The 14606-nt window shown below is 33.7% G+C and carries 9 protein-coding genes; 5 read left to right on the top strand and 4 right to left on the bottom strand.

From position 1 onward, the window contains the following. Window positions 1-129 precede the first annotated feature (129 nt). A complete protein-coding gene (locus Q0910_RS18320; protein WP_299219536.1) occupies window positions 130-3432 on the top strand; it encodes a DUF2723 domain-containing protein in 3303 nt (1100 codons plus the stop codon). A 48-nt stretch (window positions 3433-3480) separates the two neighbouring features. After that, the gene (locus Q0910_RS18315) at window positions 3481-4119 is read left to right on the top strand and encodes a polysaccharide deacetylase family protein (RefSeq protein WP_299219534.1); all 639 of its coding nucleotides are present in this window, start codon (window positions 3481-3483) and stop codon (window positions 4117-4119) included. A gap of 23 nt (window positions 4120-4142) precedes the next feature. Here Q0910_RS18315 and Q0910_RS18310 read toward each other — a convergent pair whose 3' ends face one another. Together Q0910_RS18310 and Q0910_RS18305 are read right to left on the bottom strand one after the other, a co-directional pair. Then, window positions 4143-4439, bottom strand: a complete 297-nt coding sequence (locus tag Q0910_RS18310) for a thioredoxin family protein (protein WP_091407947.1) — start codon at window positions 4437-4439, stop codon at window positions 4143-4145. An 82-nt stretch (window positions 4440-4521) separates the two neighbouring features. Further along, window positions 4522-5760 (bottom strand): metallophosphoesterase, encoded by a 1239-nt coding sequence (locus Q0910_RS18305; protein ID WP_299219532.1) that lies wholly within the window; start codon window positions 5758-5760, stop codon window positions 4522-4524. Window positions 5761-6160: 400 nt separating this feature from the next. Between Q0910_RS18305 and polA the strand changes: the two genes are divergently transcribed. Beyond that, a complete protein-coding gene (gene polA / locus Q0910_RS18300) occupies window positions 6161-8989 on the top strand; it encodes a DNA polymerase I (RefSeq protein WP_299219530.1) in 2829 nt (942 codons plus the stop codon). A gap of 65 nt (window positions 8990-9054) precedes the next feature. Then, a complete protein-coding gene (locus Q0910_RS18295; RefSeq protein WP_299219528.1) occupies window positions 9055-9885 on the top strand; it encodes a tellurium resistance protein TerC in 831 nt (276 codons plus the stop codon). A 93-nt stretch (window positions 9886-9978) separates the two neighbouring features. Here the strand turns inward: Q0910_RS18295 and Q0910_RS18290 are convergent, their stop codons facing one another. After that, on the bottom strand, window positions 9979-10464 hold the full coding sequence (locus Q0910_RS18290; RefSeq protein WP_299219526.1) for a lipocalin family protein: 486 nt from the start codon (window positions 10462-10464) through the stop codon (window positions 9979-9981). A gap of 273 nt (window positions 10465-10737) precedes the next feature. On the opposite strand from Q0910_RS18290, the gene Q0910_RS18285 reads away from it, so the two are divergent. Further along, entirely contained in the window at window positions 10738-13284 is a 2547-nt protein-coding gene (locus tag Q0910_RS18285) for an immunoglobulin domain-containing protein (protein ID WP_299219523.1), read from the top strand. Between the two features lie 108 nt (window positions 13285-13392). On the opposite strand, the gene Q0910_RS18280 is transcribed toward Q0910_RS18285, so the two are convergent. Then, window positions 13393-14586 (bottom strand): serine hydrolase domain-containing protein, encoded by a 1194-nt coding sequence (locus Q0910_RS18280; RefSeq protein WP_299219521.1) that lies wholly within the window; start codon window positions 14584-14586, stop codon window positions 13393-13395. Between the last annotated feature and the right edge of the window lie 20 nt (window positions 14587-14606).

Below are 14606 nucleotides of genomic sequence, written 5' to 3'. Positions count from 1 at the left end.
AGTTTTCACAGGATAAATTTAAATGTAAGTCTTATCAAAATATAAACTTCTGTTAAGCGTTTGCTAAAAAAACTAATAGAGAAGTATTTTTATTACTAAATTCGCCACACTTTATATAACAGTTATCTTATGAGTACATTCAACTTTAAAAAGTGGAATCAAATATTAGGATGGGTAGTTTTTACGATAGCCTTATTAGTCTATTACCTAACCGTTGAACCAACTGCCAGTTTTTGGGACGCCGGCGAGTATATTGCCACCTCTTCTAAATTACAAGTAGGACATCCTCCGGGAGCTCCTTTATTTCAGATGATTGGTGCTTTTGCTTCGATATTCGCATCAGACCCAACTAACATAGCATTTGTGGTAAATATGACTTCAGCGTTTGCTAGTGCATTTACTATTCTTTTTATGTTTTGGTCTATCACTATTCTAGTACAAAAGCTCATTATAAAAGATGAAGAATTCACACAAGGCAAAGCACTAGCAACATTAGGAAGTGCCCTTGTAGGATCTCTTGCATTCGCTTTTACCGACAGTTTCTGGTTTAATGCCGTGGAAGCAGAGGTGTATGCTATGGCTACTTGCATATTATCGATACTATTCTATCTCGGATTACGCTGGGAAAGAGATATGCATAATCCTCGAGGAAACCGTTGGCTAATCTTAATTGCTTTTATCGCCGGACTTTCTTTTGGAATTCACTTCATGGGATTACTTTCTATTCCAGCTATTGGGTTACTTTATTATTTTAAAAATTACAAGGTTACCCTAAAAAGCTTCATTACAGCTAACATTGTAGTTGTTGCAATACTCCTATTCATTTTTAAATTACTTTTACCATCTACCTTAAAATTATTTGGATGGTTTGAAGTAAAATTTGTTAATGCATTAGGGATGCCCTTTAATTCAGGAACTATCTTTCTAGGACTAGTAATAGCTGCCGCATTCTATTTTATTCTAAAATATACCCGAAAAAAAGAATATCCTTTAATTAATTCTGCAATACTTTGCGTACTGTTTATTTTTATTGGATTCTCTTGTTGGATAATGCTACCAATTAGAGCAAATGCAGGAACAGTTATTAATGAAAACAACCCTAATAATGCTCGTGAATTATTAGCATACTACAATCTGGAACAATATCCGGAAACTCATTTGTTTTACGGACCGCAATTTACCGAAATATATGCTGGACTAGATGAGGAAAATCCATATGAAGATGATAAACCTAAATACGAGAAGAATCTTAAAACTGGGAGATATGATATCGTAAATGACTGGAAAAATGCCAGACAAAATATCGATGATGCTCAAAAAGCATTTTTACCAAGAATGTGGAGTACCGAACATATATCAAACTATATGGATTTTACCGGCCCTATCAAGTTTACTATAAAGCCGGAGTATCAGGATGAATCAGAATTATTAGAAGCTGTAACACAGTTTAGAAGAGAATATGCTGTCGGAAAACTTGATAATGATGATTACAACAAATTCTTACGTTCTTTTGGAGATTATCTTAACGTCGAGAAACCTTCATTTAAGTCAAATATACAGTATCTGGTAGAATATCAAATGGGGTATATGTACTGGAGATATTTTATGTGGAATTTTGTTGGAAGACAGGATGACAACCAAGGAAAATATACAGATCTAGAAGGAAATTGGTTAAGTGGTATCAAATTCATAGACGAGATGCATTTAGGATCGCAGGATAATTTACCTACTGATGTAACAAAGAATAAAGCGCGTAATACATACTACTTTTTACCATTATTATTAGGGCTTATTGGTTTTGTGTTTCAAATGCAACGTGATAAAAAGAATTTCTGGGTATTATTAGCTTTTTTCTTATTCACTGGATTAGCATTAAAAATATATCTTAACGAAAGACCTTTTGAGCCTAGAGAACGGGACTATGCCTTAGTTGGATCTTTTTATGTTTTCGCCATCTGGATCGGTTTTGGGGTGTATGCATTATTTGATATTCTCAAAAATTCGTTAAAACCAAAGCTACTAGCACCTATAATAACTACAATATGTTTACTAGCTGTGCCGATTTTATTAGCTGCGCAGAATTGGGATGACCACGATCGTTCTAATAGATATACCGCTCAAGCAATGGCGAAAATGTATCTGCAATCATGTCAGAAAGATGCAATTCTTTTTACTATCGGTGACAATGACACATTTGCCTTGTGGTATGCTCAGGACATAGAAGAATATCGAACAGATGTGAGAACCGTAAATACTAGTCTTTTTGCAACAGATTGGTATATTGATCAGATGAAACGTGCTGCATATGATGGCAAACCTATCCCATCGCAGTTAACTCACGATTTCTATCGATTTGGGAATAATGATGCTATCTACTATAAGCCAGTTACCAATGACACTATGCTTATTAAAAACTGGATGCGATGGATCGAAACAGATGACCCAAGAACCAAAGGTGATTTACAAAACGGAAAACAAGTTAATACATTCCCTACTAAACACATTAGAATTCCTGTAGATAAAGAAGCTGTTCTTAGAAACGGGATTGTACCACAAAAGGATGCTGATCTAATTGTACCTTATATAGACATACACCTAAAAGGAGACTTACTTTTTAAAAATCGTTTACTAATGTTAGATATCATAGCTAATAATAATTGGGAAAGACCTATATATTTTACTGGAGGTAGTTTTGGAGATGACGACTATTTATGGATGAAAGATTACCTTCAGCTAGACGGTGTAACGTATAAATTAGTTCCTATCAGAACCCCAATAGATAAACGTAATCCATACGATATGGGTCGTATTGACACAGATGTTATGTATAAGAATGTAACAAGCTGGGATTGGGGGAACAGTGAAAATCCTAATATCTATCACGACCCGGAGACTCGTAAAAACGCCATAACCTACAGAAGTAATCTGGCAAGGTTAGTAGAAGCCCTTATTACCGAAGGAAAAAAGGAAAAGGCCAAAGAAATTCTTGACCTTGGAATGGAAAAAATGCCTATCGAGTATTATGAATACTATACGCTATTAGAACCTTATGTGAGTGGCTACTATGAAGTAGGAGAAAAAGAAAAGGCGCGCGAACTGTGGAATAAAATTGCTAAAAAATACCAAGAGCAACTTACCTATTTCGGAAGCCTTACATTAGAAAATCAATATCAGTATGCCAGCGAAATTGTTAGTAATGTAGAACGTTACAGAAGCGTTGTCGACCTATTACTTATCAATCAGGATAGAGATATGATAGAAGAAAAAGCAGAAGAGTTTAATAGATATCTTAGACTATTTACCAGACTCTATTCTGAAGATGAAGAATATGACGATCAAGATGCAATAGAGAAGCAAGAACGAGATTTGCAAAAAGAACTTAAGGATAGTCAAAAGCCACTAGATACTTTAGAAAAGGCGCCTAATTCATAAAATTTATTGAGTCTCTTAAAAAAAGAGGCTCATTTTTTTATTACTAGTTTGAAAATAATACCAGCCAAAACACCAGACAGTATTAAACTACTATTCCCAAATTATATTTGGGATCTTTATGCTAGAAAAGAGAAAACGATTTATCTCACCTTTGATGATGGACCCATTCCTGAAATTACTGAGTTTGTGTTAGATCAATTAAACCTATTTGACGCAAAAGCTACTTTTTTTTGTATTGGAGAAAACATTAAAAAACATCCTCAGGTTTTTAACAGAATCATTGCAGAAGGGCATCGTATTGGAAATCACACTATGAATCATCTAAAAGCTAGAAAAAACACTTTTTCTGCATATATAGATAATGTTCGAGAATGTGAAAAAAAAATAAGTGAACACACAGAAATAAAAGATAAACTTTTTAGACCCCCATACGGACAACTAAGCAAATCGAAGCTAACAGAATTAAGAAAAAGTGGGTATCAAATTATATTATGGGATGTTTTATCAAAAGATTGGGATAAAAACACATCTCCAGAAGAATGTTTCAATAATGTAATAAATAATTCAACAAGTGGGAGTATTATAGTTTTTCATGATAGCATCAAAGCTTCAAAAAATCTAGAATTTGCATTGCCTAATGTACTGAAATATTTTACAGAGAAAGGATACGCTTTTGACAAAATATAACCAGCTTTTTGATTACGCTATTATTAAACATATTCTTTCATAAGACCTATCAGTGTGTTGGCATCCTGCTCTCCACTTTGCCTCCATACCATCTCACCTTCCTTGTAAATCATTAAGGTAGGAAGACCTTTGATTCGAAGTGCTGTTGCTAGCTCTTCATTTTTATCCACATCTATCTTTATCACTTTAGCTTTATCGCCAAGAGCAGCAGCTACATCACGCAATACAGGATGCATGGATACAGATGGTTCATTCCATTCAGTATAAAAATCCAGGAGAACCGGAACTTCAATACCTATTAACTCTCCAAACTTTGACATGTTTTACAAATTTTATCTTCTTACTCTGTCATAGTAACGAACAAAGCCTATATATAATTGTAAATATAACATTTTCTATGAATTAAGCCGGCTTAGCACCTTTTCTCAATTCAATCACAGTAATTTCAGGCCAAATTCCTACTCTTCCAGGAAAGGCATGAAAACCAAAACCTCTATTTACATTCAAATAACGTCCCATCTCATCATACATTCCAGCCCATTGCTTATATACATATTGAACTGGGCTCCATTTTAAAAACCCTGGAATTTCAATACCGAACTGAAATCCATGTGTATGCCCACTAAGTGTAAGATGATAATGGTCTTCGTGTTTTTTTACCTCATATTCCCAATGAGATGGATCATGACTCAGTAAAATCTTAAAATCTTCTTTAGAAATTCCTTCTGACGCCTTCGTCAAATCACCCGCTTTTTTGAAATTATGCCCCCAGTTCTCTACACCAACAATAGCAATACGTTCCCCATCTTTTTCTACGAATGCATTTTCGTTAAGCAATAATTTAAAATCAATCTTAGAATGTACTTCTTTAATCGCTTCAAAATTTGCATCCTTTTCTTCCTCCGTATCCCAAGTCACATATTCACCGTAATCATGATTCCCTAAAATAGAGTATTTACCATGAAAAGGTGTTTTAAGTCCTTTAAAAATATCAATCCAATCATCCATCTCACTTGCCATTGTATTCACTATATCCCCAGTAAACACAAGTAAATCACTTTGTTGCTCATTAATTAAATCTACTGCATATTCAATTTTAGCAACTTCATCAAAGCTTCCTGAATGAATATCCGAAATCTGTGTTAAACGAAATCCATCAAATGCATTAGGAAGGTCTTCAAAATAAAGCACATGATTAATCACCTTAAAATTATACTTCCCTCTAAATATCCCATGAACCAGCCCAGCAAAGGGAATTGCTGCCACACCTAAAGCCAATTGGCTAATAAATTTTCTTCGATCCGGCAAATACTGGGTGGCATTTCCGTCAAAAAAGGTATTTGTCAAATAAGTATAACCTGCTACACAAAGTCTTATGATATCTTCACCAAACATAAACAATACCAAAATCAACTTAGGAACCAAAGTAACCAATAATAAACCACTGGCTCTAAGAGAATATTTGGTTGGCCCCACACTCCTGTCATAATTCGCAAAAACATATATTACATAGCCTATAATAAGCACGGAGAAAATTAAATACACTATTTGGAACCATTGATTTTTAGAAATGGTTCTAATCACCTGATAAGCATATATTTCTATTAAAACGTAAAGGATTAATGGGATGATCCAGCGCATACAACTAACAATTTTTTTATGAAACAAAACTATCTTACCTTTTTACAATCATAGCCATATTTAAGTAAAAATTAACGGTTTACAAACAATCCGTAAGAAAATACAGCAGTTAGCTATGCCTAGAGACGCTCAACACTATAAATCTTAGAATTTTCTTTCGTATGTAAATTTTTTATTCGTACCTTCGTTTCACCATTTAACTATGGGGATTTACAAAAAAAATCTACTTTATTTAGAAAATATTACTATCGTATTTATAGCAATTGATAACATTGTTATCAATTTTATTTTGGGGCGAAATGCCGTCATTCATTGACGGCATTTCTTATTTAGTATAATTTTGAAACCATATTCATCAATCTTCTTTTTATATTGCATTTCTAAAAATTGAATACACACTATGTCACAAAAACGTCTTTTCCTTCTGGATGCTTTCGCACTTATTTTTCGCGGATATTATGCTTTGATAAAAAACCCTAGAATCAATTCTAAAGGACAAGACACTTCTGCTGTCTTGGGATTTGTAAACTCACTTTTTGATGTTATTAAAAGAGAAAATCCAGATCATTTGGCAGTTGCATTTGATAAACAAGGAAGTAAAGACCGTTTAGAAATATTTCCAGATTACAAAGCCAATAGAGACGAGACTCCTGAAGCAATAAAAATTGCAGTTCCAATTATACAGGAAATACTTAAAGCAATGCATATTCCTATTATAGAAAGAGCGGGCGTAGAAGCTGATGATCTAATCGGAACCTTAGCTAAACAAGCTGAAAAAGAAGGATACAAAACCTATATGGTTACTCCTGATAAAGACTATGCACAATTAGTATCTGAAAATATTTTTATGTATCGCCCAGCACGGATGGGTAATGGTATTGAGATATGGGGAATCCCTGAAGTACAGAAAAGATTTGAAGTAGAGCGGCCAGAACAGGTAATAGATTATTTAGGAATGATGGGAGATGCAGTAGATAATATTCCAGGTCTACCCGGTGTAGGAGACAAAACTGCCAAAAAGTTTCTTGCCGAATACGGATCCATGGAAGGTCTGTTTGAAAATATAGATCAGCTGAAAGGTAAAATGAAAGAAAAAGTAGAAGCTAACCAAGAATTAGGGCTGCTTTCTAAAAAACTAGCAACAATTATGCTCGATTGTGATGTAACTTTTGATGCAAAGGATTATGAGATTTCAACACCTGATGCAAAAAAGGTTCAAGGAATTTTTGAAGAATTAGAATTCAGAAGACTAACCGATCAATTTACCAAAATCTTCTTTCCTTCAGAAGCTTCTTCAACTCCCGCAACTACCACCTCATCATCTAAAAAACAATCAGAACAAGCTGGCGCAGGTCAGTTTTCATTGTTTGGAGATAATCAAGAAACCAGCGCATCATCTACATCATTTTCTAGCAGAAAAACGATTGCAAATACAGAACATTTTTATCAAAGTATTGCTCCTGGAATGGCGATGAAGTTGTTTCTTCAGAATTTACTAAAACAAGAAAGTGTATGTTTCGACACAGAGACTACCGGTCTTGATCCATTAACAGCAGAATTAGTAGGTATTGCATTTTCCTGGGAGGCTGGAAAAGGGTTTTATATTCCATTTCCAGAAGATCAAAAGGCAGCACAAGAGTTAATCGAACAAATACGACCTTTTTTTGAAGCTGAGAATATTACCAAAATTGGTCAGAACTTAAAATATGACATCAAAGTATTAGCTAAATATAACCTGGAAGTAAAGGGGAAACTTTTTGATACTATGTTAGCGCATTATCTTATCAATCCTGACATGAGACATAATATGGATGTGCTTTCTGAAACTTACCTTAATTATACTCCTGTTTCTATTACTGAATTAATTGGTAAAAAAGGCAAAAACCAATTATCCTTCAGACAGGTTCCAGCTGAAAAGCAAACAGAATATGCTGTCGAGGATGCTGACATCACATATCAACTCAAAGAACATTTTGCTCCAGAGCTTAATGATGCTAATATACTATCATTGTTTGAAGATATTGAAGTTCCTTTGTTACGAGTTCTTGCGGATATGGAAATTGAAGGTATTAATCTGGATGAAGAATTTTTGCAATCGCTTTCTTCAACATTAGATAATGACATTAAAACTTTAGAATCCAAAATATATACAGAAGCTGGAGAAGAGTTTAATATTGCTTCACCAAAACAATTAGGAGTAATCCTTTTTGAAAAAATGAAACTGGTAGACAAACCTAAGAAAACTAAAACCGGACAGTATTCTACGGCAGAAGATGTATTATCTTATCTTGCAAAAGATCACAAGATTATTCAGGATATACTGGATTATCGTGGGCTGTCTAAACTAAAGAGCACCTACGTGGATGCATTACCAAATCAGGTAAACGAATCTACAGGTCACGTTCATACTGACTATATGCAAACAGTAGCCGCAACAGGTCGATTAAGTTCCAATAATCCTAATTTACAGAATATTCCGATCAGAACAGAGCGAGGAAGACAGGTTAGGAAAGCATTTGTACCCAGAAGTGAGGAATACACCTTATTAGCTGCCGATTATTCTCAGATAGAATTAAGAATCATTGCAGCACTCAGCGAAGAAGAAACCATGATCAATGCTTTTAAAAATGGGGAGGATATTCATGCGTCTACTGCTGCAAAAGTATTTAATGTTCCGCTTGAAGAAGTAACCAGAGAACAGCGTAGTAATGCCAAAACAGTAAACTTTGGAATCATCTATGGTGTTTCAGCCTTCGGGTTAAGTAACCAAACGGACCTTTCTCGCAGCGAAGCCAAAGAATTGATTGACACCTATTACAAAACCTACCCTAAGCTTAGAAATTATATGAGTGAGCAGGTAGATTTTGCCAGAGAAAATGGATATGTACAAACAGTTTTAGGAAGACGCCGCTACCTTAAAGATATCAACTCTGCTAATGCAATAGTTCGAGGAGCAGCAGAACGAAATGCTGTTAATGCACCAATTCAAGGAAGTGCCGCGGATATTATTAAAATTGCTATGATCAATATCCATAAGAAATTAAAAGAAGGAAATTACAAAACCAAAATGCTACTACAGGTTCATGATGAATTGGTTTTTGATGTATATAAAACTGAATTAGAAACTATAAAATCACTTATAAAATCCGAAATGGAAAACGCTTACACCTTAGCAGTCCCATTGGATGTGGATATGGGATTAGGAGAGAATTGGCTGGAAGCTCATTAAAAAAGTGTAACTACTTCTAATAATTTTATACATATAAACATAACTAACTAATCAATATTTATTTTATGGAACAACTCTTTACACTCGATAGCCTATTCACTTTACTTATGCTAGTTTTACTACAAGCAGTATTAGGTTTTGATAATCTCCTATACATTTCTTTAGAATCCAAAAAAGCACCTGCAGAAAAGCAAAGTTTTGTTCGTAAGATGGGAGTTGGACTGGCTATCGTCTTACGTATTGTATTACTTTTTGTATTAATGTCACTGATACAATTTTTTCAGGATCCTTTTGTAAGCCTGCATGGTAATAGCATCATTGAATTTGAATTTAATGTACACAGTATCATCGTTCTGGTCGGAGGTGTATTTATCATTTATACTGCTGTAAAAGAGATTTGGCACATGATGTTACTTGATGAACATGAAGCTGCTGAAAAAGAAAACAAGAAAAGTTCTACCAATAAAATCATTTTTTGGATCGTAATCATGAATTTAGTTTTTTCTTTCGATTCTATCCTTAGTGCTATGGCACTTACCAGTCATATGGAATATGTTCCTCAGTTGATCTTAATGTCTATAGCTATCGTATTTGGTGGTGTTTTAATGATTGTTTTAGCGGATAAAGTATCTGATTTCCTTCAGAAAAACAGAATGTACGAAGTATTAGGGCTCTTTATATTATTTATAGTAGGTATTATGTTATTATCAGAAGGTGGTCATCTGGCACATCTGCATCTTTTTAATAATGCGATTACTCCAATGAGCAAAACTACTTTCTATTTTGTAATCGTCGTATTGGTGATTGTAGATATTGTACAGGGACGTTATCAAAAAAATCTTTTACTCAAAAAGAGCCAACAGGAATCTATGGCACAAAAAACAGAAGATAAGTAAATTTCAAAAACTCTCTTTATTACAAACTTTTATAAATAAAAAAAGTGCTTCTTTCGTCGAAAGAAGCACTTTTTTTATTTAAGCATATCTAAATTACTGTCTGGTAAAAACCAATGCGACTGCTCCTAAATCTTCTACTTCATCGGTAAAAGACAGCATAGTTTCAGTTAAGGTAATAGTTACCATATTTGGATCCATTCCACTAGGAGTAAACGTTAATTGATCTCCATCAAGACTCCATTCACCTGTTTCGGTAAGTATTGCATCTGTGCAATCAGCAGTTACTACTGGAGGCTGCACTGTGATATCAACATCAACTATAATCTCAGTCACATTCTGACTATAGGTATTATCATCGCTCACGGTAATTGTATCTTCAAAACAAGGTAATTCTTGTAATAAATTAGTAGAAGCATTTCCATCCATATCTAGATCAACTGGTAACGCACCAGAGGCAGAAGTAAGCTTCCATGTTCCAACAAGAGAAACTGTAATTGGATCTCCCCCATCATCATCGGAGCTACAAGAAGTAAAAAACAGTGTAAAACAAATTGCAAAAAGAAAAAAATTGGTTTTCATGATTTTTAGAGTTTTAATTAATAACGGTTTATTGTAAATTTTTAGTATCACAAAAGAACAATTATATAGATCTAAAAACATCACTATTTGCGCTTACCCTCCCATAGTTGCAGTAAAAAACTGTCATAATTTAAAAAAAACGAATAATCACAGTAACAAATTGGTTCTTTATGCAATTAAACTAATACAGTATCAAACAATTAAAGTTGAGATTATTACAAATACTCAAAACTAATTTATTAATTTCGCCGACTATTAAAAAAAAGCCCTAAAATGAAAAAACTATTACTTCACTTGCCATTATTATTATTCTTTATTACTGCATCTTCTCAAGAAATATCAGAGAATGATAGAAACGCCCTTATAGCATTATATAATGCTACGGATGGAGCCAACTGGACAAACACTTGGGATCTAAATGACTCTCCAACAAACTGGTATGGAGTCGTTACCAATATTGTATTTGGATCATCAGGAGCAGAAAGACACGTAGATGAAATTAACCTTTCTGATAATAATTTAATAGGAGTTATACCCCCAGAATTAGGAAATTTGAAAGATTTAAACACATTAGACGTTTCCAACAATAATATCTCTGGATCAATTCCAGGGGAATTGGGAAATGCAGAAGATTTAAACTATTTGTATTTACAAAACAATCAATTAACGGGTGACATACCTGTCGATCTTTTTACATTAAACGAGCGCCATTTTGTAAATATTGATTTAAGTTTTAATACACTAACAGGCACACTACCTGTAGAAATAGGAGATGCCATTGCTAATATTGGGCATGTTAATGTATCCAACAATCTATTAACTGACATTCCTGATTACACCAATATTACTTTGTTTAGAATCGAAACTCTAGACATAAGCAATAATAATATTTATTTTTCAGTTTTTGAAAGACAACCCTCTCTTGACCCATTAGTCGAAGTTCTGGAAGGCAATGTTGCCAATCTTACATATACACCACAGAATAAAATAGACGCAACTGAAAACATAGTGTTAATTGAAGGAGAAAACATTATCTTGTCTGTAACTGGTCTGACTAGCACAAACAATACCTATCAGTGGTTTAAAAATAATACTTTGATTGACGGAGCCACAAATTCAACCTTTGAAATTTCTAATGCTACAACTTCAGATATAGGCCTGTATTATTGTGAAATCAAAAACCCACAAGTTCCTAATTTAACAATCCAAAGAAACTCTATAAATGTAGATACTCAAGGTGCTATTATGGATAGAACTGCGCTGCTAGCTCTCTACAATTCAACCAATGGTGCAAATTGGTCAAATCCTTGGAATCTAAATATTAGTTTCAAAAACAACTGGTCAGGAGTAGCCGTAGACTCCGAAACTAATAGAGTTGTAAGTTTAAATTTATCACAAAGAGGTCTGGAGGGTGAATTACCTGCAGAAATCGGAAATCTTTCAGAATTAACATATCTTAGTATAGTTGATAGCGGATCCAATTCAATGCTTACCGGATCTTTACCAGAAGAAATTATTAATTTATCTAAATTAGAATTTATTCAAATAAGTCAAACAGGTTTGTCTGGCACAATTCCCTTTGATTTGTTTGCGATAAACTCTTTAAATAGTGTAAATATCTCCTCATTTACATCAGATTTCTTTACGTTAGATTTACCAAACGATTTATCCCACCTTACTAATTTAGAAAGTTTAATTCTCCAACGTATTGATCTTTCTTCTGAAGGCTCTTTTCCTGAAGCACTTTTTCAATTACCTAATTTGCTAACCCTATCATTAGATAACAATCTATTAACTGGTGGAGCATTATCAAACAACATAGGAAACTTAACTAAATTACAGAGATTGAGTTTACAAGCTAATGATTTTACTGGTCCCATTCCAGATGCCATAGGACAACTTTCGAATCTTCGCAGTTTAAGTATAACAAGGTGTAGGTTTAATGGAGACCTACCAGAATTTATAGGTAATCTTACCAATTTGTTCTCCTTAACTATTTTTGGTAATGATATAGAAGGGGAAATTCCTGACTCATTTGCTGGTTTAACTAATTTAACATCCCTAGTTTTAACAGGAAATAATCTAAGTGGTTCCATTCCTGATTTCTTGGCTGGTTTCAATAATTTAAACACAATACGATTTGATCAAAATAACTTTTCTGGTCGAATTCCAGATTTCACATTTCTTAATCCAAACAATAATAGTTGGTTATTTTTTGATGATAATAATTTTGTATTTGAGGATTTTGAAAATGAATTTCCCCAGTATCAAACGAATGCTACAGTTTTTCAATTCTCTCCTCAGTCAAATGTTGATTCAGAAGAAACTATTGTAATTACTGAAGGAGAAGAAATAATTTTATCCGTAGAAGCTACACAAAGCACAAACAATTTATACCAATGGCGTAAAGATGGTGTAGAAATTGAAGGAGCTATGGAACGAACATACACTATATCTAACTCAACTACTTCTGACATTGGAGAATACGATTGTATTATCACTAATAGTATTGTGAATGACTTAACATTATTCAGAAACAAAATAACTCTTGATGTTACTCTAGGAACTGAGGATTTCGATAATGCAGAAATAAAAGCGTATCCAGTTCCTACAAAAGATAAACTTGTTTTATCCTTAGGGGCGATTAACGGAGAGCACATTACCGCTTCACTTTACGGAATGTTAGGAAATAAAGTTTTCGAACAAAAGAATTTAACAGACAATCAAACGCTGGATTTTTCTAATTTACAAAGCGGGACTTATATTTTAAAGTTACAAACGAATACTAAGACCTATGTGTCCAGAATTTTAAAGGAATAAAGTTTTAAGTTGAAAACAATCAAAAATAAGCTCTGAGTTTTCAGAGCTTATTTTATTTATAGATCGAATTGAAATAATTTTCAATAGTATACTTTTAGAAGTAGTTACTCACTTTTTGGAAACATCAGCAAAAAAATCATAGTAATTTAAAAAAGTTGGAATCACAGGACCATTAAAAGGATTAGGACCATTAAACAACACACAAACACCAATCTTATTTTCAGGATCTATCATTAATTGTGTTTTATACTGATTCACATTCCCTCCGTGATAAATAATCGTCCTATCTCTATAATCCAAAACTCTCCAGCCTTTCGCATAATAAGAGTCTGTAACGCCATCCCACAAATTTACATAAGTTTCTTTATCACTAGTACAAATCATTGGGTTAAAAACCTCCGTCAGGCTTTCTTTAGAAATTATATCGGGGCGATACCCTAACAGCACTTTTAAATATTCTGCCATATCAGAAATAGAGGCATTTATACCACCTGCTGCTGCTACATTGTAATAGTTTTTATGAAGATTCGTTAGGGAATACTTTTTAGAGTAATGATTCCATTTATGAGGTAAGGCTACATTAGGGTTTTGTTTAATATCCGCAAAGGTACTGGAAGCATTTCTCATTCCTGCCGGTATAAACAATCGTTCTTTAAGTAAGGTCTCAAAGGATTTTTCAGTAGCATTCTCCATCACCTGCTCTACCACAGAAAAAACAGCATTCTGATATTCATAATCCGTTCCTTCTTTGGCAACAACTCCATTTCTCTTAAAACTAGAAATAATACTTTTTAACGGCAGGCCTTTATGTATAAGCTTAGAATTAGTATACTTATACAATCCCGCTGTATGCGATAAAAGATGATTTACCTTCAATCTTTTAGCTTGTGCTTTATCTTTTAGATCAAAAGATTTTACGGATTCTTTTACACCTTGCTCCCATTGTAATTCATTATGATCTACCAGATTTCCGGCCAGAACTGAAGTAACCCCTTTGGATAAACTTGCAATCCTAAAAACCGTATTGACATCCACAGAATCTGTTGTATGAATTTCTTTTACACCAAAACCTCTTTTATAAATTACCGTAGAATCCTTAACAATCACTATTGCAGCACCAGGACATTCTGAGATATTAAAATTAGTAGCAAAAAACTTCTCATAATGATCCAGAAAAAATGACAAAGAATCTGCCTTTTCTGTTTCGGGCTTTTGATCCACAACCTCTTCTTTTTCCTCCATCTTAGAAGTTGTACACCCAATAATGGATAAAGAAATAAAAAATCCTATAATTTTTTTCATACAGCAATAATCTTAACTGC

The sequence above is a fragment of the uncultured Aquimarina sp. genome, from assembly GCF_947495315.1.
GTDB lineage: Bacteria > Bacteroidota > Bacteroidia > Flavobacteriales > Flavobacteriaceae > Aquimarina.
The sequence above is the reverse complement of the archived record's forward strand: the minus strand, read 5'-3'. Positions and strand labels throughout refer to the sequence as shown.